A 24,457-nucleotide genomic window follows, 5' to 3' on the forward strand; every position below is an offset into this window, starting at 1 on the left:
AGGAACGCAGGCCGGCGGGCAAGCCATCAAGCCTCTTGCGGCACGCGTATTAGCAGCGTAGGGCACCTTTCGACTACGTTTGTAGTTGGAGGGGACGATGCGGGGGCTGACCGGGGGAATGATGCTGGTGCTGGCGGCACCTGCGGCGGCGCAGACCTTGCCCGATCCGACCACGCCCGCGCCTGGCACGCCGCCGCCACCGCAGCCCGCTGGCGCGCCCGACCGGGTCACCGGCCGGCGCACCTATGACGCCGAGTATTTCAAGCAATTCGCCCCCAATACCGCGCTCCAGATCGTCGAGCGGGTGCCCGGCTTCTCGATCGAGCAGGTCGACGAGACCGTGCGCGGTTTCGGCCAGTCGGCGGGCAATGTGGTGATCAACGGCCAGCGCCCCTCGTCCAAGAGCGACACGGTGGAAACCATCCTCGCCCGCATCCCCGCCAGCCGCGTGCTGCGCGTCGAGGTCGGCACCGGCGACCTGTTCGCGGCGGAATATACCGGCAAGTCGCAGGTGCTGAACCTCGTCCTCACCACCGATGCGGGCACCTCCACCACGCTGGAGGGCAGCGTCTTGCGCGACTTCACCGGCAAGCTGTTTCCCGAGGGCAGCATCTCCGCACTGGTCCGCCGCGGCCCTTCGACCTTCAACGCCGCGCTGACGATCGACAATGAGTCGACGAGCGAGGAGGGATTCGATCGGGTTACCACCCTGCCCGGCAGGGTCGAGACCGAATATCGCGACAAGTTCAACCGCATCGCCGATCCCAATGCCGCACTGTCTGCCGCCTGGGAATATAACGGCGGCACCAACCGCACCGCGCACCTCAACCTGCGCGCCTTTCGCGACCGGTTCGCGCTGACCCAGACCAACCACGTCACCCGCCCCGATGCGCCGCCGCGCGACGACTATCTCACCCAGCGCTACGACACCGATCAGGTCGAGCTGGGCGGCGACGTCACCCGCCCGCTCGCCGGCGGCGGCCTGAAGCTGATCGGCCTCGCCACCCGCCGCTTCCGCGACAATCGCGACGTGTCGCTGATCGGCACCGCTGGCGAGGGCTTCACCCAGCGGCTGGAGGACACGCTTGAGGAGACGCTCGCCCGCCTCGTCTGGAACCGCGGCGGCTGGAACGGCTGGAACGTCGAGGCCGGGGTCGAAGGGGTGATCAACCGCCTCGACAGCCGCAACCAGCTGTTCGACCTGATCCCCGGCCGCGGCGCGGTGCAGATCGACCTGCCGGTCGACCAGGCGGTGGTGAAGGAGATCCGCGGCGAGGCGTTCCTCAACGCCGGCCGCGCGCTCTCCCCCAACCTCCGGCTCGACGGCAGCCTCACCTTCGAGATGTCGCGCATCACCGTCACCGGCGATGCCGAGGCGGAGCGCACGCTCAAATTCCTCAAGCCCAAATTGGTCGTCGACTGGCGGCCGGGCGCGGACTGGCACGCGCAGCTCTCGCTCCAGCGCACCGTGGCGCAGCTCCAGTTCGAGGATTTCATCGGCAGCGCCGAGCTCGCCAGCGACCGCGTCAACAGCGGCACCGCCAACCTCCTGCCCCAGCGCGCCTGGGAAGCGCTCGCCACGATCGAGCGCCCGATCCTCGGCCAGGGCCTCGCCCGCGTCGAGCTCGGCTACACGCTCACGCAGAAGGTGCAGGACCGCGTGCCGACCCCCGAAGGGTTTGACGCGCCCGGCAACCTCGGCACCGGCCGCACCCTGATCGCGCGCGGGCGGGTGGAGGCGCCGCTGTCGCGCGTCGGCTTCAAGGGCGGGCGGCTGATCCTCTACGGCTCCTATGTCGGCACCTCGGTGGAGGACCCGTACACGCGCCGCGACCGCCCCTTCTCGGGCAATAGCGCCTTCCTGGGAGAGGCGACGCTGCGGCAGGATCTGACGCATTTCGCCTGGGGCTTCACCGTGGAAGGCTCCACTCCCTCCACCTTCTACCGCCTCAACGAGACCGACCGGAACTTCGGCGGGTTCCCCTATCTGACGGCGTTCGTCGAATGGAGGCCCGCGCCCGCGACCACCGTGACCTTCACGCTGGAGAACATCGCCAGCACCGCGGGCACCCGCGAACGCCTGTTCTATCAGCCGGACCGCCGCACGCCTGAGCCGTACTTGCGCGAATATCGCTGGCGGACGCGGCATCTCCTTCCCTCGATCACCTTCAAGAAGACGTTCGGGTAGGGCTTACGGCATCCACGCATTCTCGATGTGCCGCGGCCGTTCCCCCGGCGCCATCAAGATCACGTCGATCCGAACGTCCTCCCCGCCCGCGGCATAGACCGGCACCAGCAGCTCCGCCGCCGCCGCCACCCGCGCCAGCCGGCGCGCATCGATCGCATAGTCCAGTTCCGCCGCCGTGCGCCGCGCCTTGACCTCGACGAACGCGACCAGCTTGCCGCGCTTCGCCACCAGGTCGATCTCGCCCGCTTTGGTCTTCACCCGCCGGTCGAGGATGCGCCAGCCCTTGAGCCGCAGCCACCACGCCGCCAGCCGCTCGCCGCGGCGGCCCGCGGCTTCGGCGGCACGGCGGGCGGGATCGGCAGAAGCGCGGACGCGGGGCATGGCGGCAGCGTGCGCCAGCAGACCTGGCGCGACAAGGCCCCGCTTGCAAGTGCATCTGTACCACTCTACGTTACATGTAACGAAATGGAGACGGCGATGCCGGCGACGACATCCGAACGGGTCCGCAGGCGGCGTGACGCGCTTCGCGCGGCTGGCCTGCGCCCGATCCAGATCTGGGTTCCCGATGCCCGGCAGCCTGGCTTCGCGGCCGAATGCGAACGTCAGGCCAGGCTGGCTGCTGCATCGGACGCGGCCGATCACGACCTTGGGCGCTTCATGGACGCAGCCCTGCTCGATCTCGCAACCGACATCGACGCGTGAGGCGGGGCGACCTCGTCACGGTGGCGATGGCCGGAGACTTCGGCAAACCGCGTCCCGCCCTTGTGATCCAGTCCGACCGATTTGAAGAGACCGGCACGGTCATGGTCCTGCTGGTGACCGGCACGCTCGTGGACGCGCCCCTGATCCGTCTCACCCTCGATCCCTCGCCACACAATGGCCTGAACAAGCGGTCGCAGATCATGGTGGACAAGGCCATGACGGTACGCCGCGAGAAGATCGGCGGCGCCCTCGGCCGGATTGAGCCCGAGGAGATGCTCGGCGTCAGCCGGGCGCTCGCGATGTTCCTCGGGATCGCCTGACCTTCACCCCTTCATCTCCAGCGCCCGCGCGTAGAGCGCGCGCCGGTCGAGCCCCAGCCTTTTGGCCACCTCCGCCGCCGCCTTGGAGGCCGGCAGCCGCGTCAGCGCCTCGGCGAGCGCCGCATCGGCGTCGTCCGCGCTCGCTGGCTCCGGCGCGCCGGGCGGCGCCACCACCACCACGATCTCGCCCTTCGGCCCGCCCTCGGCATAACGCGCCGCCAGCGCCGAGAGCGTGCCGGTCACCGCCTCCTCGAACTTCTTGGTGATCTCGCGCGTCACCGCCGCCTCGCGGTCGCCCAGCCCCTCGGCGAGCGCGAGGAGGCACGCCGCCAGCCGCGGCCCGCTCTCGTAGAACACCAGGGTGGCACGCACCCCCGCCAGTTCCGCGATCTCCGCCGCCCGCGCCCCCGCCTTGCTCGGCAGGAAGCCCGCGAACAGGAAACGGTCGGTCGGCAGCCCGGCGAGCGTCAGCGCCGCCACCGCCGCGCACGGACCGGGGATGGTGGTCACCGCATGCCCCGCCGCCCGCGCGTCGCGCACCAGTTTGAAGCCGGGATCGGAGATCAGCGGCGTTCCCGCGTCGGAGACCAGGGCGATCGCCTCCGCCCCCATCCGCGCGATCAGCCCGGGGCGGACCTGATCGGCATTATGGTCGTGATAGGCGAGCATCGGTCGCTTGGTGCCGATATGCCGCAGCAGCGTCGCGGTGACCCGCGTGTCCTCCGCCGCGATCGCATCGGCGCGCGCCAGCACGTCGGCAGCGCGCGGAGACAGGTCACCGAGATTGCCGATCGGCGTCGCGACGATGTACAGGCCGGGGGATAGAGGTTCCACAGGGGTAGTCATGGCAGTGGGTGCAACCGGTCCGCAACGGCATGCCGGCCTCAAAGGGTTGATTCGCATGGGCGCGCTTGCCGCCCTCAGCCTGGTCGCCGCCTGCTCCACCGTCGTCCCGCGCGGGACGGTGCCGGCGCCGGTGCAGCGCGAGGCGCCGCCGCCGCCGCCGCGGGTCGACCCCAACCGCTTCACCGGCGTCGCCGACACTCAGCGCAACCGCGTCGCTTTGCTGGTGCCGCTCTCCGGCCCCAATGCGGGCGTCGGCAAGAGCCTCGCCAACGCCACCCAGCTCGCCCAGCTCGACACCAAGGCGGAGCAGGTCCGCATCACCACCTATGACACCGCCCCCGGCGCCGCCGCCGCCGCGCAACGTGCGCTGGCGGACGGCGCGCAGCTGATCCTCGGCCCGCTCCTCTCCGAAGACGTGCGCGCGGTCGCCCCAATCGCCCGCGCCGCGCGCGTGCCGGTGGTCACCTTCTCCAACGATGTCGGCGTCGCGGGCCAGGGCGTCTATGTCCTCGGCTATGCGCCGCAGCAGTCGATCGAGCGCGTCGTCGCCTATGCCCGCAGTCGCGGTGTCGCCAACTTCGGCGGGCTCGTGCCCAATGCGCTCTACGGCACCCGCGCCTCCACCACCTTCCTGCGCGCGGTGGAGGCGGCGGGCGGCCGCGTCGTCGCGCTCCAGACCTATGACCGCGCGCCCGGCGCGCTCGCCGCGGCGGTGACCCGCATGGCCAAGGATGCGCCGTTCGACGGCGTGCTGATCGCCGACGGCGGCAGCACCGCCGCCGCCGCGGTGCCGCTGCTCCGCAAGACCAGCCCGCAGGCGCGCGTGCTGGGCACCGAACTGTGGAACTCCGATCCCTCGATCGGCGGCAAGCCGGCGCTCAACGGCGCCTGGTTCGCCAGCGTGTCGGACACGCTCTACCGTCAATATGCCGCGCGCTACCGGGCGCGGTTCGGCACCGGGCCGTACCGCCTGTCGAGCCTGGGCTATGACTCGGTGCTGCTCACCGTGCGCATCGCGCGCGACTGGCAGGTCGGCACCCCCTTCCCCGAGGCGCGGCTGCGCGAACAGGACGGCTTCTCCGGCATCGACGGCGCCTTCCGCTTCGGCCGCGACGGCGTCGCCGAACGCAGCCTGGAGGTGCAGGAGATCCGCGGCGGCGCCACCACCACGGTCTCCCCCGCGCCGAGCGGCTTCGGGAAGTAGAACCACCTTCGGCTTGAGCACCACCCCGGCGAACGCCGGGGAGGCGTGTTACGGCTTGCCTTCACGCCTCCAGCCCGCCGCACCGGCCCGTTGCCCACACACCCGCCGCCCGCGCGCTGTCCTACAGCCCGCCCCCTGTGCTATAAGCGACTCGCTCTTTGACAGGTCCGAAATTCCGCTTTCCCAGAACGGCACCACCAGGCGGCCGATCGAAGGCGTCGAGGGTGTCAACTTAGTGTCAACTTCCGCCACACACGGGGCGGCAGACACGCGCTATCGCGCTGCCACCCGCCGCACCGGCACCGGCACGTTGCACACGTCCGCGCCTCCAGCCGGCGTGATGAAGAACGCATCCCGCCGGTTCGCCCGCGCCTCGACATAGCGCGCAAAGGTCGCCCCCTCGGTGGAAAGATATTCAAACCGCGGCCGCTCGCCCGCCGGCAGCTCGCTCGCCAGCCGGATCGACACGATCGGCGTGCGCTCCTCGGCGGTTTCATACACCCCGAGCGGGCCCGTCCCGCGCGGCAGGCTCGACAGGTGCTCGATCCCCTCCACCACCCGGCCGACCAACGCGATGTTACGATCGAGATGCCGCGGCGCATGCCCGATCACCGTGTAGAGCTCGGCGCCCGTGCCGGTGTCGGGCGACAGGTTTCTGCCAACGCCGACCATGCCGTAGCAGTGGACGGGCCAAGTCGATCCATCCTTTGCACCCGCGACAGGCCAGCCCTGTCGAAAGGTCGCCCGGTCGGCGTAAAAATCTCTCGGCCCGGTTACGCGACGCACGACACTTTCGCCGTCATGGTAAGGCGGAACGACATACTCGCTCTCCGCCATTGTCCGCAGCCCCGCCGGCAGCGGCTTCGCCTTGGCCGCATCCTCCCCGTCCGGGTCCCCCCATTGCGCGACATAATTGTCCTGCACCCGCGTCACCGCGGTCCCGTCCCACCAATGCGCCTTCGCCAGTACCCGAATATTGCCCACCCAGCCTTGAGAAAACGGCGCCGGCATCAGCTGGATCACCACCCGCCGCGTCCGCCCCTTCGCGTCGGGCGTCAGCGTCATAATCAGCAGGTCCTCCGCCGCGATCGCCACCCATTCCGCCGCGGGCGCCGCCGCGACGATCTCGCCGGGCGAGGGAACATCGGCAGCCGCAACCGGGGCAGCGGCGAGGGCGAGCGCAAGGGCGGCGTGGGGGGCGAATCTCATCCCCGCACGATGGCATGCGCCGCCCCCGCGCGGAAGCGGCAGCGAATGTCCTGCACGCGCCGGAACGGCCCCGCGCAACGCTCGTTGCCGCCTCTCCCTCCCGAGAAGCGCCCTCCATGCCGTCCTCCCCCCTCGCAGCCGGCGAAGCCGCCGCCCTGCTCGCCGATCACCTCGCGACAGGCGACCTCCTCTACGCCGCCGCCGACGAGCCGCGCGCCATCGCCGTCGCCCACGCGCTCGCCGCGATGGCACCCGACGCGGCGGTGGTGTTCTGCCCGGGCAGCGACGCGTTGCCCGGCGACGAGGCCCCCGCCTCCCCCGCCAATGTCGGCCGCCGCGTCGCCGCCTTGCGCCGCATCCGCCTGCTGCTCGGTGAGGCGGATCGCCCGCGCATCGCCTTGGTCACCAGCGGCGAGGCGCTCGGCCGCGCCTATGCCGATCCCGCCGCCTACGAAGCCGCGCCGCCGCGGGTGACCGCGGGCGCGCCGATCGACCTGCCCGCGCTGTTCGAGCAACTGGTCGAGGCCGGCTATTTCGCCGACGAGCGCGTCGACGAGCCCGGCGAGGTGGCGCTGCGTGGCCAGGTGCTGGACGTCTATCCCGCCGATGCCGAGGAACCGCTGCGCATCGAGGCCGGCGACGGCCTCGCCACCGCGATCCGCAGCTACGATCCCGGCACCCAGCGCACCACCGCCGAGATCGAGGCGCAGGAACTCGGCCGCGTCGCCGAGCCACCGCCGGGCAAGGGCGTCACCCTCGCCGACCATCTCCCCGGCGCCGCGCTGGCGATCGAGGCCGCCGCCGAGGAGCGCCGCTGCCGCTTCCTCGCCCTCGCCGCCGACGCCGAGCGCCGCCGCCCCGGCCGCGCGGTCCGCGGGGTAGTCGGCGATAAGGCCTGGCACGCCGCCACCGCAGAGCGCGCGACGCTGTCCCTCGCCCGCGCCGGCGACCCGCCGCCGCGCTTCATCGAGGGCAAGGCGCCGCTTCGCGCCCTCGCCAAGGCGGCCAAGGACGAAGACCGCATCGCCCTGCTCGGCAGCGCCCGCGACCTCCGCTTCCTGCGCACCCGCCTCTCCCGTGCCCTCAAGCGCGACATCACCGATGCGGCGAGCTGGGCCGAGGTCCGCAAGGCGCCCGCCGGCAGCCTCGCCCTGCTCGAAGCGCCGATCGATCGCGGCTTCCGTGCCGACGGCGTGCTCGCGGTCGCCGCCGCCGACCTGCTCGGCAGCCGCGCCGAGCGCGACGATGCTCAGACCGGTGCCGCCGATACCGCCCTGTTCGGCTTCGGCGAGATCCGTATCGGCGACGTCGTCGTCCACGAAGACCATGGCATCGGCCTCGTCGCCGGCCTCGAACCCCTGCCCGCCAGCGGCGGCGACGATCCCGGCGACGCCATCGCCATCGCCTATGCCGACGAGGCCGCGCGGCTGGTGCCGGTGGCGGAGGCGGACCGGCTGTGGCGCTACGGTGGCGACGCCGACGCTGTGGCGCTCGACAAGCTCGACGGCTCAAGCTGGCAGAAGCGCCGCGCCGCGGTCCATGCCGCCATCGCCGAGATCGCGCGCGGCATGACCGAGCTCGCCGCCCAGCGCGAGAAGCAGCACGCCCCCGTGCTCGACCCCGACACCGCCGTCTATGAGCGGTTCGCCGCCGGCTTCCCGTTCAGCGAGACGCGCGACCAGGCGCGCGCGATCGCGGCGGTGCGCGCCGATCTCGCCTCGGGCCGGCCGATGGACCGGCTGGTGATCGGCGACGTCGGGTTCGGCAAGACCGAGGTCGCGCTCCGCGCTGCCGCGGTCGCCGCGCTCGCCGGCCATCAGGTCGCGGTCACCGCCCCCACCACCGTGCTCGCCCGCCAGCATCTCGAAACCTTTGCCGAGCGCTTCGAGGGCAGCGGCATCGAAGTCGCCGGCCTCTCCCGCCTGTCCACCGCCGCGGAGAAGAAGCGCGTCAAGGCCGGCCTCGCCGATGGCTCGATCAAGATGGTCGTCGGCACCGGCGCGGTGGCGGGAAAGGGCATTGCGTACAAGGACCTGGCGCTCGTCATCATCGACGAGGAGCAGCGCTTCGGCACCGCCGACAAGGCGCGGCTGCGCGATCTGGGCGCCGGCCACGTCCTGACGCTCAGCGCCACCCCCATCCCGCGCACGCTCCAGTCGGCGCTGGTCGGCATCCAGCAACTGTCGGTGATCGCCACCCCGCCCGCGCGCCGCCAGCCGATCCGCACCGCGGTGGGCGCGTTCGACAAGGAGACGATGCGCGCCGCCTTGCTGCGCGAGCGGAGCCGCGGCGGCCAGAGCTTCGTGGTGGTGCCGCGGATCGAGGACATGGCGCCGCTCGCCGACATGCTCGCCAAGCTGGTGCCCGAGCTGGACCTGCTCCAGGCGCATGGCAAAATGCCCGCGGCGGAGATCGACGAGGCGATGGTCCGCTTCGGCCGCGGCGACGGCGACGTGCTGCTCGCCACCAACATCATCGAGGCGGGGCTGGACGTGCCGCGCGCCAACACCATGGTGATCTGGCGCGCCGACCGCTTCGGCCTCAGCCAGCTCCACCAGTTGCGCGGCCGGGTCGGGCGCGGCAACCGGCGCGGCCAGGTTCTGTTGTTTTTCCAGCCCGACAAGGAGATCGCGCCGCGCACGCTCAAGCGGCTGCGCACGCTGGAGGCGTTCGATCGCCTCGGCGCCGGCTTCGCGATCAGCGCGCAGGACCTCGACATGCGCGGCGCGGGCGACCTGCTCGGCGAGGCGCAGGCGGGGCACATGAAGCTGATCGGCGTCGATCTCTACCAGCACCTGCTGGAAGCGGCGCTGCGCACCGCGCGCGGCGAGACGGTGGAGCGCTGGACGCCCGAGCTGAACGTCGGCCTCGCCGGCCGCCTGCCCGAAAGCTGGGTGCCCGAGGTGGAGCTGCGCGTCAGCCTTTACGCCCGCCTCGCCCGCGCGGAGGATGGCGCCGCGATCGACGCGCTCCACGCCGAGCTGGAGGACCGTTTCGGCGCGCTGCCGCGCGAGGCCGAGACGCTGTTCGCGCTCGCCCGCATCCGCGGCATGGCGGCGGCGGCGAAGATCGCGCGGATCGACGCGGGTCCGGGGGCGATCGCGCTGACTCCGCGCGCGGACTTTGCGGACGATGCGGAGGCGGCGGGGCTGGCGTGGAAGGGCGACCGGCTGATCCTGGCCGAGCGGATCGAGGATGCAACGCAGCGGCTCGCACGAGTGGAGACGCTGCTGGAAGCGTTGGACGACGACTGACAGGCCCCTCTCGAAAAGCCGCCTCCCCGGCGAACGCCGGGGTCCAGCATCGGAACGCCCGCAACTGGGCCCCGGCGTTCGCCGGGGAGGCGTTTCACCTTGGCAGATTCACATCCTAGCTCTTCCGCTTCTCGTCCGCCGGCAACTCCGCCAGCCTCCCCGCCACCAGCGGCGCGATCCGGTCGGCGATCCGCGCCACCCCCGCCGCATTCGGGTGCACCCCGTCGGGCAGCATCAGCGCACGATTGCCGAGCACGCCCTGCAGGATGAACGGATCGAGCGGCGCCGCATGCGCGCGCGCCAGCTCCGGATAGATGGCGTTGAACCGCGCGGCATAGTCCGGTCCCAGGTTGGGCGGCGCCAGCACCCCGGTCAGCACCACCGGGATGCCGCGCCGGTCCAGTTCGTCCAGCATCGCCGCCAGATTGGCGCGCGTCACCGCCGGGTCCACCTGGCGCAGCACGTCATTCCCGCCCAGCCCCAGCAGCACCAGGTCGGGCGCCTGCCGCATCCGGTCGAGCGTATAGGCCAGCCGCCGTCGCCCGCCCGAGGTGGTGTCGCCGGACACGCCCGCATTGACGAAGGTCGCGTCTACGCCGCGCGCGCGCAGCCGCTGCTGGAGCGCATCCGGCAGGCTCTGCCCGCGCGACAGGCCGTAACCGGCGTACAGGCTGTCGCCAAAGGCCAGCACCGTCCGCTTCGGTCCGGACACCTTCACCGCCGCGGCGGGGGGCGTCGCGGGGAATTTTGCGGCGGCGGCATTGCCCTCCGCCTCGCGCGTTGCCACCTCCCCGCACGCGCTAAACAGCACGGTCGCCTGGATCAGCGCCGCCGGTACCAGATAGGAATGATATGATCTCCGCACGTCCGGTCCCGCTCCGCTGATGTCGTCCGCCGATATGGTCATCACCGCCCGCGATGTAAGGCTCACGTTGGGGGGCGCCGAGCCGGTCGAGATCCTGCGCGGGATCGACCTCGACGTCGCCGCGGGCGAGAGCGTCGCACTGCTCGGCGCCTCGGGCTCGGGCAAGTCGTCGCTGATGGCGGTGCTGTCCGGCCTCGAACGCGCCACCGCCGGAGAAGTGCGGGTCGCGGGCATGGACTTCGGCGCGCTCGACGAGGATGCGCTCGCGGTGGCGCGGCGCGGGCGGATCGGCATCGTCCTCCAGGCCTTCCACCTGCTGCCCACCATGTCGGCGCGTGAGAATGTCGCGGTGCCGATGGAGCTGGCGGGCATGGCCGATGCGATGGCGCGCGCGGAGGCGGAGCTGGCGGCGGTCGGCCTGTCGCACCGGCTGGACCATTATCCCGCGCAGCTTTCAGGCGGCGAGCAGCAGCGCGTCGCCATCGCCCGCGCGCTCGCGCCGCGGCCCGGCATCGTCTTCGCCGACGAGCCGACCGGCAATCTCGACGGCGCCACCGGCGCGCGCATCATCGACCTCTTGTTCGAGCGGCGGGCGGCGAGCGGCGCCAGCCTGGTGATCATCACCCACGATCCCGCGCTGGCGGCGCGCTGCGACCGGACCCTGCGGCTCGCCGACGGCAGGCTGGCGTGACCGGCTGGCGGCTGGCGTGGCGGCTCGCCCGCCGCGAGCTCTCAGTGCGCTTCACCGGCCTGCGCCTGCTGCTGGTCTGCCTGGTGCTCGGCGTCGGGGCGCTGGCGGCGATCGGCAGCCTGTCCGCGGCGATCTCCGGGGAGCTGGGCGCGCGCGGGCGAGTGCTGCTGGGCGGCGATGTCGAGTTCGCGGTGTCGCAGCGGCGTGCCGGGCCGGCGGAGCTGGCCACGATGCGGGCGCTCGGTCGCGTCTCGGAAACGGTGCGCATGCAGTCGATGGCGGTCACCCCCGACGGCCGCACCGCGCCGGTCGAGCTCAAGGCGGTCGACCGCGCCTATCCGCTCTACGGCCGTTTCACGCTGGCGGACGGTCGCGCGATTCGCGCTACACAGGCGGACGCGGCGTGGATCAGCCCCGCGCTCGCCGAGCGGCTGGCTGTCCGCATTGGCGACACCCTGCGCTTCGGCACCGCGCGCTTCCGCGTCGGCGGCATCATCGCCGACGAGCCCGACCGGCTGAGCGAGGGCTTCACGCTCGGTCCGGTCGTGCTGGTCTCGGCAGATGGATTGGCGCGCACCGGGCTGGTCCAGCCGGGCAGCCTGTACGAGACCAAATATCGCGTCGCTTTGCCCGGCGATCCCGGCGTCGCCGCGCGCGGGTTCGAGCGGCGCTTCGCCACTGCGGGCTGGGAAACACGCACCCGCGACCGCGCCTCGCCGGGCGCCAGCCGCTTCGTCGCGCGGATGGGCGAGTTCCTCACCCTGGTCGGCCTCGCCGCTTTGGTGATCGCCGGCATCGGCGTCGGCAACGGCGTATCCTCCTATCTGGAGGCGCGCCGGTCGAGCATCGCCATGCTCAAGGTGCTGGGCGCCACCTCCGCGCTCGTCACCCGCGTCTATCTGCTGCAGGTGCTGGCGGTATCGGCGGTCGGCATTACGCTAGGGCTGCTGGTCGGGCTCGCCGCGGTGCCGCTGATCGGGATGGCCGCTGGCGCGGTGCTACCGGTCGCACCCGGTTTCTCGGTCCAGCCGCTGCCGCTGGCGCTCGCCGCCGCCTACGGCCTGCTCATCGCCCTCGCCTTCTGTGCGCCGGCGCTGCTTGCCGCGGGCCGCGTGCCGGCCGCGGCGCTGCTGCGCGGCGCGCTCGATCCGCGCCGGCGGACGCCGGTCCGCGCGCTCGCCTGGATGGCGGCGGCGGCGCTGGCGATCCTGGCGCTGGCCCTGGTGTCGAGCGAGCATCCGTGGTTCGCCGCCGGCTTCCTCGGCGCCGCTGCCGGGACGCTGCTGCTGCTCGCCGCGCTCGGTACTGGCATCCGCCTGGTCGCCGCGCGGCTGCCGCGGCCGCGCCGCCCACTCCCCCGCCTGGCGCTCACCGCGCTGCATCGGCCGGGCGCGCGTACGGTGGCTCTGGTGGTGGCGCTCGGCCTCGGCCTCACCGTCTTCGTGCTGCTGGCGACGATCCGCACCAGCCTCGACGGCAATATTCGTCGCAGCGTGCCCGACCGCGCGCCCGCCCTCTTCGCGCTGGACTTGCCGCCGGAGGGCGAGCGAGACTTCCGCCAGACCATCGCGCAGGCGGCGCCCGGCGCTAAGATTGCCACGGTGCCGCTGATGCGCGGCACCATCACCGCCTATGCGAACACCCGCGTCGCCGACCTCGCCACCATTCCCGAGGGCGCTTGGGCCTTGCGTGGCGAGCGCGGCCTCACCTTCGCCGCGGCGCTGCCGCCGGGCAGTGAGATCACGCGCGGCCGCTGGTGGACGCCGGCGGAGGGGCGCCACGCATTGGTGTCGGTCGACGAGCGGCTGGCGGAGAGCCTGGACCTCAAGATCGGCGACCCGCTCACCATCTCCGTGCTGGGCCTCGAACGCACCGCCACCATCGCCTCCTTCCGCCGCATCGCCTGGGACTCGCTGGGTTTCAACTTCGTGCTGGTCTTCTCGCCGGGCGCGCTGGGTGACGTGCCGCACAACTTAGCCGCCACCGTGGACATGCCGGCCGCGCGCGTCCCCGCGGTCACCCGCGCCTTGCTGCCGCGCTTTCCCTCCACCTCGGTGGTGGAGGTCGGCGGCGTGCTCGCGCAGGTGCAGGCGGTGGTGCGGCAGATGGCCACCGCGATCGCCGCGGCGGCGAGTGTCGCGGTGCTCGCCGGCATTGCCGTGCTGGTCGGCGCGATCGCCGCGGCGCGGGCGGCGCGCACCTATGACGCGACGATTCTCAAGGTGCTGGGCGCTACCCGTGTGCAGGTGCTGGCGCTCCAGGCGATCGAGCACCTGCTGCTGGCGGCGGTGATGAGCCTGGTCGCGCTGGCGCTCGGCACCGCGGGCGGCTGGTATGTGGTGACGCAGCTGTTCGAGTTCGACTGGCTGCCCGACTGGGGCGTCGTCGCGGCGACACTGGCGGTCGGCGCGTTGACCACCGTGATCATCGGCCTTGCCGGCACCCTCCCCGTCCTCCGCGCCCGCCCCGCCGCCGCGCTGCGCACGCTTTGAAGCATTCCACCGCCGAATGGTTGCCGATTGTTAGGATATCGGCGGTAGCGCCCTTCTGGGAAGCGGTTCGGCGGTGGGGGCCTCCAGGATGGTATCGAGGGTTGCAGGGCTGTGGTTAGGGCTCCTGCTGCTCTGCGCTATCCTGCTGCCCACCGCGGCGTCCGCGACGGGCGTCGACCTGCGCCGGACCCTCTGCACCACGAAGCTTATCGGCGCGGCCAAGCCATCGGCGGTGAGAAGCGCGCGCTACCGGTGCGGCGTCGATGCGCCCACCGCGAGCGACCGCTGGCTCTGGCTCCGCCTTGATGCGACGCGGGTTCGCGATCTGCCGCGCGGCTGGACCTTGCTGGTCGATCAGACCCGGTTCGAACGGATCGGGGTGATCGTCACCGGCGCCGGTGGCGCGGTGCTGCAGGACGAACGCTTCGTGGACGCCACCGACCACTGGGCGCCCGGAGGCCTGCTCCGCTTCGAGATCGCCCCGGCGGGCCGCGATGTCCGCGGCCTCTATCTCGGCTTCCGGCGGATCGATGACCTAACGTTGATGCGCAAGGTGGTGGCGACATCCGGACCCGCCGTGTCCGCGGCCAACAGCGCGTGGCTGTTGCTCACCGGATTGTTCGCCGGCACGTTGCTGTCGGCCTTTCTCTACAATCTGGTGATCTATGCCGGACGGCGGACAGCCTTTCAACGCTGGTACCTGGCGTGGGCGGCCGCTGCCCTCGCCTACGGCCTGGTCTGGACCAACACGGCCGCCTTCGTGGTGCCGGGCCTCGTCGGCCCGATCGCGGTACGCCTAGACTTCGTTCTCGTCGGCCTGATGGTCGCCGCCGGCAACATGTTCTTCTTCTCCGTCATAGAGAGGAACATCCTGCCGCGTGCGCTGGTCCGGGCGGGTTACGCACTGGCGGCAGCGGGCGCGGTCCTCGGCATGATGGCAGCCGCGGACTTCTGGTTTCCCGTCACGCTCACCGACCGGCTGCTCAATTATATCATCGCGGGCACGGCGATCGTGGTGGCGGCGTCCTGCTGGATCGCGGTGCGGCGGGGCAGCCGGGTGATCTGGTTCTACCTGATCGGCTGGGGCCCGGTGATCTGCGTGTTCCTGGCCCGGCTCGCCCGCAATCTCGGCTTCGTGCCGCAGAGCGACGCGATCGACATGGCCACCTTCGCCGCGCTCGCGTTCGAGGCGCTGGTGCTGTCGCTCGCCATTGCGGACCGGTTCCGCTCGCTACGGCAGGAACTCGATCTCGCCCGCCAGCGCCGCGAGATCGACCTCGCTGAAACCAATACGCTGCGCCGGGCCGCCCAGACCGACTTCCTCACCGGCCTTGGCAACCGCGCCGCCTTCCAGGAGGCGGCACACGGGCTGATCGGCCGGGATACGCCGTTCAGCCTGTTCCTGGTCGATGTCGATTATCTGAAGGATGCCAACGACCGTCTCGGCCACGCCGGCGGCGATGCACTGCTCCGCAGCGTCGGATCGGCGCTGGCGCGGATCGGCGAGGGATTCGGCGGCGCGGTCGTCGCCCGGATCGGCGGCGACGAATTTGCGATGCTATGCCCTGGGGATGCCACGGTCGAGGCCGTTCTGATCACGCGAATGGGAGAGCTCCAGGGTGCGCCCTGGCAGCATGCGGGCCAGACCCGGGCGATCTCGCTCAGTGTCGGCTCGGCGCGATTTCCCGAGGACGCGGACGGGTCAGACACGCTTTTCCAGAGCGCGGATCTTGCCCTTTATCATGCGAAGCGCCTCGGGCGGGCACGTCATTGCCGCTTCGATCCGCTACACCGCACCCTGCGGGACCTGCAAGTCGAGTTCATGCGGGATGCCGAAGCCGCGCTGAAGCGGGGCGAGTTCCTGCTGCACGTTCAGCCGATCGTCTCTCTCGCCACCGAAACGGTCTGCGGCTACGAGGCGCTGCTGCGCTGGGACCACCCGCGCCATGGGATGATCACGCCCGAACGGTTTGGGGACGTGCTGGTGGCGGAGCGGATCGGGCTGCGCATCCAGGATCATGTGCTCGAACTCGCGCTCGGCTGGCTCGCCCGGGATGCCGCCCGGATCGGTACGCTCAGCGTCAATTTCACTTCGGCGCAGCTGGCCGGCCCCGCCGCCGCGCGTCATGTCCTGGACCGTCTCGCGCACCACAGCCTGCCCCCCTCCGCGCTCTGCATCGAGGTGACCGAGGGCGTGATGCTCGATCGTGCCGCGGACAGCATCCTGGCCACTCTTCGGACGCTGCACGATGCGGGCGTGTCGGTGGCGCTCGACGATTTCGGCACCGGCTTTGCTTCGCTGGTGCACCTTCGCCAGGTCCCGGTGGACCGCATCAAGATCGATCGCTCCTTCATCGCCGGCCTCGATCAGAGGGACGGCGGCACGATGGCGATCGTGCGCGCCATCGTCGGCCTCGGACACGGCCTGTGCAAGGTGGTCGTCGCGGAGGGAATCGAGACGGAAGCGCAGGCGCTCCAGTTGCGCCGGCTGGGGTGTCAGCTGGGCCAGGGATATTTTTACGGTCGCCCGGCCCCGCATCTGCTGGACCAACCCGCGCAGCCCGACACAAGCGCGCCCACGGTCAGGTTGGCCATCGCCGGGTGATGGTCCGCAGCGCTGACCCGTTAACCGGTCCGCACCGCCCCGGCATCGCGCAAAGCCGCGATGCTGGGGAAGCCGTCCACCGCCATCAGCAGGTCCGCTTCCGCAAGGATCGCGCGCAGCACGTGCGCGGCGCCCTCCGCGCCGCCGATCGCGAGCCCATAGCTATAGGGCCGGCCGACCCCGACCAGGGTCGCGCCGAGCGCCAGCGCCTTGGCGACATCGGTGCCCGAGCGGATGCCGCTGTCGAACAGCACCGGCGCGCCGTCCGCCGCTTCTACCACGCCGGGCAGCAGGTCGATCGCGGCGATCCCGCCGTTCGCCTGGCGGCCGCCGTGGTTCGAGCAATAGACCGCATCGGCCCCCTCCCCCAGCGCGCGCCGCGCGTCCTCCGGATGGCAGATGCCCTTGAGCACGATCGGCAGTGTGGTGAGTGAGCGCAGCCAGGGCACGTCCGCCCAGGTCAGCACCTTCCCGAACGTCCCCGCCCAGGCCATCACCGCAGCGCGCAGGTCCTCTTCGGGCGCGCGGCCGAGCATCACGCGGAAGCGCGGGTCCGAGAAGTAATTCTGGAGCACATGCCCGCGCAGCTGCGGGAAGTTCGCGTCGTTCAGGTCGCGCGGGCGCCAGCCGGTCACCCACGTATCCAGCGTGACCACGATCGCCTTGTAGCCTGCCGCCTCGGCGCGCTGCACCAGGCTGGCGGCAAGCTCCGGATCGCGCGGCGTGTAGAGTTGGAAGAAGCCGGGCGTGTCGCCCATCGCCGCGGCGACCTCCTCCAGCGGATCGTTGGTCAGCGTGGAGACGGTGAGCGGCACGCCGGTGCGCGCAGCCGCGCGCGCGGCGGCAAGGTCGCCATGCCCGTCCTGCGTGCACAGGCCCGTGACACCGATCGGCGCCATGAACACCGGGCTGGGCAGGGTCATCCCGAACAGCTTCACCGACAGGTCGCGCGCGGTGCAATCGACCATCATCCGTGGCACGATACCCCAATGGCGGAACGCCTCGGCATTGGCCCGCTGGGTATGCTCGTCGCCGCAGCCGCCCTGGACGTATTTGAGCACCGACGGCGGCATCGCCGCCTGCGCGCGAGCCTCCAGCGTGGCGAAGTCGACCGGGAAGCGCGGCACCGTGCCGCTCAGCCCGGCGGAATAGATCTCGTGCTGGTAGTCGCCGAAATGCGGCATCGCGCCTCTCCTTTGTGTCGTTGTGTCTTCGCTCCCCTCTGCTGCCGCATGCGGAAACCGGCCGTCCAGCAGGATTCCATGCGAAATGGCTATCGATGTCCGCACGGGCGGGGATGCGATCCGCCGGTACAGGCACCGGCCCCGTATCCGGAGCATGGAGGAGCGGATATGCGATTCATCACCCCCGCCGATCAAACAAGGGCGGAGTAGATCAGCGAGCATCCGGCAGAAGCGATGATCGTCGAGCGCGGCGGAGACCAACCCGCCACCGGACAGGCTTGGGCGTCAGAACTCGATTCCCGCCTGTGCTCTCACGCCCTGCTCTCGGAAAGGATGTTTCACCGGCGTCATCTCGGTCACAAGGTCCGCCGCTTCGATCAATGCCTCGGGCGCGTTGCGGCCGGTGACGATGACGTGGGTCATCTCGGGCCGAGCGTTGACGACCTCCAGCACTTCGTCGAGCGGCAGGTAATCGTAGCGGAGCACGATGTTGAGCTCGTCGGCAAGCACCATTGCATAGGACGGGTCGGCGATCATCCGCTTGACCTCGTCCCACGCCGCGCGGGCGGCGGCGATGTCGCGGGTGCGGTCCTGGGTGTCCCAGGTGAAGCCCTCGCCCATCGGCTTGAACTCGATGCCGAGCCGCTCGAAAACGGCGGCTTCGCCGGTCTGCATCGCGCCCTTGACGAACTGGACGACGCCGACCTTCATGCCGTGCCCGACCGCGCGGACGACCATGCCCAGCGCCGCCGAGGTCTTGCCCTTGCCCTTGCCGGTGTGGACGATCAGCAGGCCCTTCTCGATCTCCTTGGCGGCGACGATCCGGTCGTGCGCCGCCTTTTTCTTGGCCATCTTGGCGGCGTGTTCCTCATCGGTGCGCATCGTTTCCTCCGGCAAGCTCGGCGAGCAGCACGCCCGCGCTGTTCGATCTTGGGCGCCATAGCCCACGCTCCAGCGCCTCGGCGAGCCGGGTGGCAGTCTCGCGCAACGCCGCCGGGTTCGCCTCGGCCATGAACGCGCGGACCGCCTCGTCCTCGATGAAGGCGGCGTGGACGGCGTCGAAATGATGATCCTTCACGGCATTCGTCGTCGCGGCGAAGGCGAAGAGATAGTCGACCGAGGCGGCGATCTCGAACGCGCCCTTGTAGCCGTGGCGCATCACCCCCGCGATCCACTTCGGGTTGGTGACACGGGCGCGGACGACGCGGCCGATCTCGTCGGCTAGGGTGCGCACGACCGGACGCTCGGGACGGCTGTGATCGTTGTGATAGGAGACGGGTGCACGGCCGGAGAGATACTCGATAGCGGCGGCGACTCCGCCTTCGAACTGGTAGTAATCGTCGCTGTCGAGCAAGTCGTGCTCGCGATTGTCCTGGTTCTGGACCACCGCATCGGCGCTCGCGAGCCTCGCGGCGAACAGCTCGCGCTCGGAGGCGCCCTCGACGCCGGCGCCATAGGCGTAGCCGCCCCAGTCGAGATAGACCTCGGCGAGATCGGCGCGGCTGTGCCACAGGCGCTCGTCGATCATCGCCTGGAGGCCGGCGCCATACGCGCCGGGCTTGGAGCCGAAGACGCGCGCGCCGGCGCGACGGGCGGCGGTCGTCGGGTCGGCGCCGGCGTCGATCAGCGCCGCCGCATCGGCACGCGCGCGGGCGGCGGCGGGGTTGTCGGCGTCCGCCTCGTCGAGCGCCTGGATCGCGCGCGCGGCGCTGTCGAGCAGGTCGATCTGCTCGGGAAAGGCGTCGCGGAAGAAGCCGGAGACCCGGAAGGTGACGTCGACGCGCGGGCGGCCGAGTTCGGCGAGCGGCATCACCTCGAACCCGATCACCCGGCCGCTGGTCCAGTCCCAACGCGGGCGCACGCCCATCAGCGCCAGCGCCTGGGCGATGTCGTCGCCGCCGGTGCGCATGTTGGCGGTGCCCCAGGCGCTGAGCGCGATCGACTTGGGGTATTCCCCCTCGCGCTGGAGATAGTCGGCGACGAGCAGCGCCGCGGAGCGCTGGCCGAGGTCCCAGGCGACCGCGGTGGGCACCGCGCGGGTGTCGACCGAGTAGAAGTTGCGGCCGGTGGGAAGCACGTCCGGACGCCCGCGGGTGGGCGCGCCGGAGGGACCGGGCAGGACGAAGCGGCCGTCGAGGCCGGCGAGGAGCGCGGCCTGCTCGCGCGCGCCGCACGCATCGACGCGGGGAGCGAGGTCGGTGGCGATGGCGTGGAGCACGGCGGTGGTCTTCTCGAAGCCCCTCCCCTTCAGGGGAGGGGTTGGGGGTGGGGCCGTGCCGCAGGCGTCGTTTTCGGTGAGACTCGTCCCCACCCCAACCCCTCCCCTGAAGGGGAGGAGCTTTCCTTCGACCAGCTCCGCCGCGAGCAGCTCCAGCCGCTCGACCGTGTCGCCGAGCGTTCGCCACGGATCGTCCGACACCTCCGCTAACACCTCCGATCGCAGCCCGTCCCACGCATCACCCATCCGGCAATCGAGCGGGTCGAATCCGAGCCCCAGATCGTCCGCCAGCGCGCGCAGCAGCGAGCCCTGCCCTGCCGTGTCATACCCCCGCGGCGTCCGCGCCAGCGCCACCAGCAGGTCGCGCCTGAGGCGCCCCTCCGGCGAGGCGGTGAAGACGTGCAGACCGTCGCGGATCTGCATCTCCTTCAGCTCGCAGAGGTAGTTGTCGAGTGCCGCCAGCGCGTCGTCGTCCTCACCCACCATGCCCGCGTCCGCGTCGAGCCCCTGCGACTGGGCGAGTTGGACGATGTCGCGGCGCAGCCGCTCGATCCGGCGCGGGTCCATGCCGGCGGCGAGGTAATGTTCATCGACGAGCGCTTCGAGCTGCTTGAGCGGGCCATAGCTCTCCGCGCGGGTCAGCGGCGGGGTGAGGTGATCGACGATCACCGCTCCGATCCGGCGCTTGGCCTGAGTGCCCTCGCCGGGATCGTTGACGATGAAGGGGTAGAGCTGCGGCACTGGTCCGGCGCAGACTTCGGGGAAGCAGGCGTGCGACAGCGCAAGCGCCTTGCCGGGAAGCCATTCGAGGTTGCCGTGCTTGCCGACATGGACGACCGCGTGCGCGCCGAACGCGCGGTTCAGCCAGAGGTGGAACGCGAGATAGGCGTGCGGCGGCGGCAGCGCCGGATCGTGATAGGTCTCCTTGGGATTGACGTTGTACCCGCGCGCCGGCTGCACCGCGACCGCGACGTTGCCGACACGGTGAACGGCGAGCCGGAACGCGCCGTCACGGACGAACGGATCGGCGCTGGGCTCGCCCCATCGCGCCGTCACGGCGTCACGGACGGGGGCGGGCAGCGCAGCGAACGCGGACTCGTAATCCTGTAACGACAGGATGGCCTCGGTCTCCGCCCACTTGCCCTCCAGAGCGTCGAGTTCGTTCGTCACCCCGCCCAGCATCACCCGCATCAGCGCCTGACCGTCGCGCGGCGCGTCCCCCACGTCGTACCCCGCCTTCGCCAGCGCCGACAGGATCGCCGCCGCGCTCGCGGGCGTGTCCAGGCCGACGCCGTTGCCGACGCGACCGTCGCGGTTGGGATAGTTGGCGAGCACCAGCGCCACCCGCCGCTCCGCCGCGGGCGTGCGCCGCAGCCGCGCCCAATTGGCCGCGAGTTCGGCGACGAACCCGATCCTGTCGGGCAGCACGCGCGGCACCACGATCCCGCATTCGGTCCGCGCGTCGAAGCGCTCGGCGGCCTTGAACGCGACCGCGCGGGTGAAGATGCGGCCGTCGACCTCGGGCAGCGCGACGTTCATCGCCAGGTCGCGCGGGCCGAGCCCGCGCGCGGCGCTCTCCCAAGCCCCCTGCTCGACCCCGGCGAAGGCGAGCTGGAGGATCGGGCAGTCGGCGCGTTCGAGCACGCCGGGCGTTCGGGCGTCACCCGGCGTCGACGCGGCGAAGGAGGTCGCGTTGACGATCACGTCGGGCCGCACCGCGTCGATCGTGCCCGCGAGCCAGTCGGTGACGAACGGCTCCCGCAGCGAACGGACGTGGGCCGCGACGACGTTCAGCCCCTGCGCTTCAAGCGCGCCGATCACCGCGTCCGCCGCCTCCAGCGTCCCCGCCGCGACCAGCGCGCGGTAGAAGGTGAACAGCGCGACCGGCCGGCCCTGGACCCAGCGCGCCAGCGCATCGGCGAGGACGGGGCGGGCGACGCCAGGCACGTACAACCCCGCATCCGCGAGCGGCAGCGGATCGTCGGCCTCGCCGAGATCACGCCCGATCAGCCGCCCCGCCATCCGAAGGAAGCCCGTCGCGTTGGCGATGCCGCTTTGGCGGAGGTATTCGCGCAACCGCTCGATCACCTCCGGCGGTACGGTCGAGGCGGCATCGAGCGCCGGATCGGGCTCGCGCCCGTCGCTCACCGCGGCGAAGGCGATGCCGTTCGCGCGCGCCACCGCGGCGATCTCGTCGACGCCGTACGGCCAGTAGCTCTTGCCCCCGAGCAGCACCACGCAGACGAAGCGCGCGCGGGCGATCACCTTCTCGACATAGAGGTCGACCGAATAGGGGTGCATCAGCTGGAGCAGGTTGGTCAACCGCACGCTCGGCCGCTCGTCCTCCCCCGTCCGCAGGCCCTCGGCGGCGCGCGCGAAGCAGGCGAGGTCGCTGTCCGCCACCGTCAGCACGACGATGTCGCCCGGCGACTGATCGAGATCGATCGCCTCGTCGCCGTTCGCGATCGTGCCGGGCGTGGCGGCGAGAAGGTGCATCAGCCGAGCACGGGCGCCAGCGCCTCCCGCACCGCCGCCTCGTCCAGCCCCTTCTGGCCGATCACGACCAGGTTGGTCCGCCGCGGCTCGGCGTCGTGCCACGCGCGGTCGAAGTAATGCTGGATGCGCGGGCCGACCGCCTGGAGCACCAGCCGCGAGGGCTTGCCCGCGACCGCGACCATGCCCTTGCAGCGGAGCACGTCGTGCGCGGCGATCACCTCGCCCAGCCGCGCCAACAGCGCGTCGAGGTCCGCGATCTCGCCCGCGGAGACGACGAAGCTGTCGAAGTCGTCGTGGTCGTGCTCCTCCATCCCGTCGATGTGCGAGGGGCGGCTGTCGAGGTCGTCCTCCGCGGCGGCGGTGATGCCCAGCAGCGCGCCGACGTCCACGGCGCCATGATCGGCGCGGACGATCTTCACGCCCGGACGCACCTCGGCGTTGACCTGCGCCTCAACCGCGGCGAGCGTCTCCACGTCGACCAGGTCCGCCTTGTTGAGCACGACCATGTCGGCGCAGGCGAGCTGCTCCTCGAACAACTCCTCGAGCGGGCTGTCGTGGTCGAGGTTCGGGTCCGCCGCGCGCGCCGCCGCCAGCGCCGCTTCGTCGATCGCAAACCGGCCGGCGGCGACCGCGTCGGCGTCGATCAGCGCGACGACGCCGTCGACGGTCGCGCGGGTGCGGATGTCGGGCCAGCCGAACGCTTTCACCAGCGGCTTGGGCAAAGCGAGGCCCGAGGTCTCAATGATGATGTGCTCGGGCGGGTTGGGGCGGTCGAGCAGCTTCCTCATCGTCGGCAGGAAATCGTCGGCGACGGTGCAGCAGATGCAGCCGTTGGCGAGCTCGACGATGTCCTCCTCGGGGCACGCCTCGTCGTTGCAGCCGCGCACCAGCTCGCCGTCGACGCCGACGTCGCCGAACTCGTTGATGACGAGCGCGAGGCGGCGGCCCTTCGCGTTCTGGAGCAGGTGGCGGATCAGCGTCGTCTTGCCGGCGCCGAGGAAGCCGGTGACCACCGTGGTCGGGACCTTCACGCGTCTTCTCCTTCTTCGGTTTCGATCGGGGCGCGGTCGTGGATCGCGCGCCAGGGTTTGACGCGGGGATCGCCCGCGGCGTGGAGACGGCGGAGCAATATCCGCGCCTTGTGGCGGGCGCGGCGCGACTCGGGCCAGGGGAAAACGTCGGCGTCGAGGCCGGCGAGCAGGTCGCGCTCGACCTCGCGGTCCTCGGCGAGGCCGAAGCGGTCGAGCAAGGGGCGGAAGGCGGCGTCGGTCGCGGGCCCGAACGGGTGGCGCTCGCCCAGCATCGTCCGCCACGGCGATTTGGGGTGCATCGACAAGGCGGACTGCCAGCCCTCCGGCACCGGCGTATTGCCCGAATGCGGGCGGTTCTTCGCGATCAGCTTGGGGAGGAGATGCGTGTGCGGGCCTTCGGGGCTCTTGCCGTCGGCGGGCGGGATCGGCTGGAACACCTCGATCCGCCCCGCCGGCGAGAGCAGCACGCGGTGCGGCTGCGCCTGGAGGACGGCGACAGCGAGACCGGGGGTGGTCAGCAGCGGCTGGCCCTCGGCGGCGGTGAGCGCGGCGATCAGCTCCGGATCGGCGGTACGCGTCGCCATCACGACGCAGCCGCAGCCGACGCCGAGGTCGAACAGCGCGGCGTCGCGATCCTCCTCGCGCAGCGCGTCGCGATCGGGTCCGAGCGCGCGGATGACGGTCCCGGAGGTCGTCTGCGGCGCGCAGAAGGCGAGCGCATGCCCCCAGGTCTCGCCGTCCTTCGACAGCGCGTCCCAGGCGAGGCCGTGGAGATCGGCGGCGACCACCCGCATGCCGCCACGCGCGGTGACCACCTCGATCCGGTCGGCCGCACGGCGCAGCTCGGCGGGTTCGTCGGCGTCGCGCATGAACTCGCCGATCGCGCCGAAGCTGCCGATGCTCCAGCCGTTGGCGGGATCGGCGACGAGGCCGGTGATCAGATCGAAGGGCGCGGGCTGCATGGCGTCTCCTCAGCCGATGAACCGGACGGACGCGCCGTCCGCGTCGCGGATCACGCGCGCGGGCACGTCGTAGAGCGCGCCGAGCACCGCATCGGTGAACACCTCGGCGGCCGGGCCGTGCGCCATCACGCGCCCGTCCTTCACCGCCAGCGCCTCGTCGGCGATGAGCAGCGCGAGGTCGAGGTCGTGG

Annotated in this window: 17 protein-coding genes and 1 pseudogene; 8 read left to right on the plus strand and 10 right to left on the minus strand. The window is 71.5% G+C overall.

What is annotated here, in order from left to right:
* Positions 1 to 97 precede the first annotated feature (97 nt).
* Positions 98 to 2,188 carry a hypothetical protein gene (locus ACFDTH_RS07010; RefSeq protein ID WP_375286814.1) on the plus strand — a complete coding sequence of 697 codons (2,091 nt, stop codon included), beginning with the start codon at positions 98 to 100 and terminating at the stop codon, positions 2,186 to 2,188.
* A gap of 3 nt (positions 2,189 to 2,191) precedes the next feature.
* On the opposite strand, the gene ACFDTH_RS07015 is transcribed toward ACFDTH_RS07010, so the two are convergent.
* Positions 2,192 to 2,569 (minus strand): YraN family protein, encoded by a 378-nt coding sequence (locus tag ACFDTH_RS07015; RefSeq protein ID WP_375286815.1) that lies wholly within the window; start codon positions 2,567 to 2,569, stop codon positions 2,192 to 2,194.
* Positions 2,570 to 2,665: 96 nt separating this feature from the next.
* Here ACFDTH_RS07015 and ACFDTH_RS07020 point away from each other — a divergent pair, with 96 nt between their 5' ends.
* Positions 2,666 to 2,890 carry an antitoxin MazE-like protein gene (locus tag ACFDTH_RS07020; RefSeq protein ID WP_375286816.1) on the plus strand — a complete coding sequence of 75 codons (225 nt, stop codon included), beginning with the start codon at positions 2,666 to 2,668 and terminating at the stop codon, positions 2,888 to 2,890.
* Positions 2,887 to 3,210: a type II toxin-antitoxin system PemK/MazF family toxin gene (locus tag ACFDTH_RS07025; protein ID WP_375286817.1), complete on the plus strand. Its 324-nt coding sequence runs from the start codon at positions 2,887 to 2,889 to the stop codon at positions 3,208 to 3,210. The genes ACFDTH_RS07020 and ACFDTH_RS07025 overlap by 4 nt, the downstream gene beginning before the upstream one ends.
* Positions 3,211 to 3,213: 3 nt before the next feature.
* Here ACFDTH_RS07025 and rsmI read toward each other — a convergent pair whose 3' ends face one another.
* Positions 3,214 to 4,056 carry a 16S rRNA (cytidine(1402)-2'-O)-methyltransferase gene (rsmI, locus tag ACFDTH_RS07030; protein ID WP_375286818.1) on the minus strand — a complete coding sequence of 281 codons (843 nt, stop codon included), beginning with the start codon at positions 4,054 to 4,056 and terminating at the stop codon, positions 3,214 to 3,216.
* Between the two features lie 55 nt (positions 4,057 to 4,111).
* On the opposite strand from rsmI, the gene ACFDTH_RS07035 reads away from it, so the two are divergent.
* Positions 4,112 to 5,260, plus strand: coding sequence for a penicillin-binding protein activator (locus ACFDTH_RS07035; RefSeq protein WP_375286819.1), 1,149 nt, complete (start codon positions 4,112 to 4,114; stop codon positions 5,258 to 5,260).
* Between the two features lie 273 nt (positions 5,261 to 5,533).
* Here the strand turns inward: ACFDTH_RS07035 and ACFDTH_RS07040 are convergent, their stop codons facing one another.
* Positions 5,534 to 6,469, minus strand: coding sequence for a peptidylprolyl isomerase (locus tag ACFDTH_RS07040; protein WP_375286820.1), 936 nt, complete (start codon positions 6,467 to 6,469; stop codon positions 5,534 to 5,536).
* A gap of 116 nt (positions 6,470 to 6,585) precedes the next feature.
* Between ACFDTH_RS07040 and ACFDTH_RS07045 the strand changes: the two genes are divergently transcribed.
* Entirely contained in the window at positions 6,586 to 9,723 is a 3,138-nt protein-coding gene (locus ACFDTH_RS07045; protein ID WP_375286821.1) for a helicase-related protein, read from the plus strand.
* Positions 9,724 to 9,838: 115 nt separating this feature from the next.
* Here the strand turns inward: ACFDTH_RS07045 and ACFDTH_RS07050 are convergent, their stop codons facing one another.
* Positions 9,839 to 10,630 (minus strand): arylesterase, encoded by a 792-nt coding sequence (locus ACFDTH_RS07050; protein ID WP_375286822.1) that lies wholly within the window; start codon positions 10,628 to 10,630, stop codon positions 9,839 to 9,841.
* On the opposite strand from ACFDTH_RS07050, the gene ACFDTH_RS07055 reads away from it, so the two are divergent.
* From ACFDTH_RS07055 to ACFDTH_RS07065, 3 genes are all read left to right on the plus strand, one after another.
* Positions 10,608 to 11,279 carry an ABC transporter ATP-binding protein gene (locus ACFDTH_RS07055; protein WP_375286823.1) on the plus strand — a complete coding sequence of 224 codons (672 nt, stop codon included), beginning with the start codon at positions 10,608 to 10,610 and terminating at the stop codon, positions 11,277 to 11,279. The genes ACFDTH_RS07050 and ACFDTH_RS07055 overlap by 23 nt on opposite strands.
* A complete protein-coding gene (locus ACFDTH_RS07060; RefSeq protein ID WP_375286824.1) occupies positions 11,276 to 13,771 on the plus strand; it encodes an ABC transporter permease in 2,496 nt (831 codons plus the stop codon). Before ACFDTH_RS07055 ends, ACFDTH_RS07060 begins: the two co-directional genes overlap by 4 nt.
* Positions 13,772 to 13,859: 88 nt before the next feature.
* Positions 13,860 to 16,376 carry a putative bifunctional diguanylate cyclase/phosphodiesterase gene (locus ACFDTH_RS07065; protein WP_375286825.1) on the plus strand — a complete coding sequence of 839 codons (2,517 nt, stop codon included), beginning with the start codon at positions 13,860 to 13,862 and terminating at the stop codon, positions 16,374 to 16,376.
* A 20-nt stretch (positions 16,377 to 16,396) separates the two neighbouring features.
* On the opposite strand, the gene ACFDTH_RS07070 is transcribed toward ACFDTH_RS07065, so the two are convergent.
* The 6 genes and pseudogenes from ACFDTH_RS07070 to ACFDTH_RS07095 form a co-directional block, all read right to left on the minus strand.
* Complete coding sequence (locus ACFDTH_RS07070) at positions 16,397 to 17,560, minus strand: alpha-hydroxy-acid oxidizing protein (RefSeq protein WP_375286826.1); 1,164 nt, start codon at positions 17,558 to 17,560, stop codon at positions 16,397 to 16,399.
* A 285-nt stretch (positions 17,561 to 17,845) separates the two neighbouring features.
* Positions 17,846 to 18,442: a cob(I)yrinic acid a,c-diamide adenosyltransferase gene (gene cobO, locus ACFDTH_RS07075; protein WP_375286827.1), complete on the minus strand. Its 597-nt coding sequence runs from the start codon at positions 18,440 to 18,442 to the stop codon at positions 17,846 to 17,848.
* Positions 18,429 to 22,274: a cobaltochelatase subunit CobN gene (gene cobN / locus ACFDTH_RS07080; protein ID WP_375286828.1), complete on the minus strand. Its 3,846-nt coding sequence runs from the start codon at positions 22,272 to 22,274 to the stop codon at positions 18,429 to 18,431. Before cobN ends, cobO begins: the two co-directional genes overlap by 14 nt.
* Positions 22,274 to 23,305 carry a cobalamin biosynthesis protein CobW gene (cobW, locus tag ACFDTH_RS07085; RefSeq protein ID WP_375286829.1) on the minus strand — a complete coding sequence of 344 codons (1,032 nt, stop codon included), beginning with the start codon at positions 23,303 to 23,305 and terminating at the stop codon, positions 22,274 to 22,276. Before cobW ends, cobN begins: the two co-directional genes overlap by 1 nt.
* Complete coding sequence (locus tag ACFDTH_RS07090) at positions 23,302 to 24,267, minus strand: hypothetical protein (RefSeq protein WP_375286830.1); 966 nt, start codon at positions 24,265 to 24,267, stop codon at positions 23,302 to 23,304. The genes cobW and ACFDTH_RS07090 overlap by 4 nt, the downstream gene beginning before the upstream one ends.
* 9 nt (positions 24,268 to 24,276) lie before the next feature.
* Positions 24,277 to 24,457, minus strand: a pseudogene (locus tag ACFDTH_RS07095) (hypothetical protein); the annotation flags it as partial.

The sequence above is a fragment of the Sphingomonas sp. genome (assembly GCF_042096255.1).
Taxonomy (GTDB): Bacteria; Pseudomonadota; Alphaproteobacteria; order Sphingomonadales; family Sphingomonadaceae; genus Sphingomonas.

Excerpts from the sequence above, each read along its gene's own strand:
- ACFDTH_RS07010 (WP_375286814.1), top strand. The coding sequence starts at position 98 with ATGCGGGGGCTGACCGGGGGAATGATGCTGGTGCTGGCGGCACCTGCG.
- ACFDTH_RS07015 (WP_375286815.1), bottom strand. The coding sequence starts at position 2,569 with ATGCCCCGCGTCCGCGCTTCTGCCGATCCCGCCCGCCGTGCCGCCGAA.
- ACFDTH_RS07020 (WP_375286816.1), top strand. The coding sequence starts at position 2,666 with ATGCCGGCGACGACATCCGAACGGGTCCGCAGGCGGCGTGACGCGCTT.
- rsmI (WP_375286818.1), bottom strand. The coding sequence starts at position 4,056 with ATGACTACCCCTGTGGAACCTCTATCCCCCGGCCTGTACATCGTCGCG.
- ACFDTH_RS07035 (WP_375286819.1), top strand. The coding sequence starts at position 4,112 with ATGGGCGCGCTTGCCGCCCTCAGCCTGGTCGCCGCCTGCTCCACCGTC.
- ACFDTH_RS07040 (WP_375286820.1), bottom strand. The coding sequence starts at position 6,469 with ATGAGATTCGCCCCCCACGCCGCCCTTGCGCTCGCCCTCGCCGCTGCC.
- ACFDTH_RS07045 (WP_375286821.1), top strand. The coding sequence starts at position 6,586 with ATGCCGTCCTCCCCCCTCGCAGCCGGCGAAGCCGCCGCCCTGCTCGCC.
- ACFDTH_RS07055 (WP_375286823.1), top strand. The coding sequence starts at position 10,608 with ATGTCGTCCGCCGATATGGTCATCACCGCCCGCGATGTAAGGCTCACG.
- ACFDTH_RS07050 (WP_375286822.1), bottom strand. The coding sequence starts at position 10,630 with ATGACCATATCGGCGGACGACATCAGCGGAGCGGGACCGGACGTGCGG.
- ACFDTH_RS07065 (WP_375286825.1), top strand. The coding sequence starts at position 13,860 with ATGGTATCGAGGGTTGCAGGGCTGTGGTTAGGGCTCCTGCTGCTCTGC.
- ACFDTH_RS07070 (WP_375286826.1), bottom strand. The coding sequence starts at position 17,560 with ATGCCGCATTTCGGCGACTACCAGCACGAGATCTATTCCGCCGGGCTG.
- cobO (WP_375286827.1), bottom strand. The coding sequence starts at position 18,442 with ATGCGCACCGATGAGGAACACGCCGCCAAGATGGCCAAGAAAAAGGCG.
- cobN (WP_375286828.1), bottom strand. The coding sequence starts at position 22,274 with ATGCACCTTCTCGCCGCCACGCCCGGCACGATCGCGAACGGCGACGAG.
- ACFDTH_RS07090 (WP_375286830.1), bottom strand. The coding sequence starts at position 24,267 with ATGCAGCCCGCGCCCTTCGATCTGATCACCGGCCTCGTCGCCGATCCC.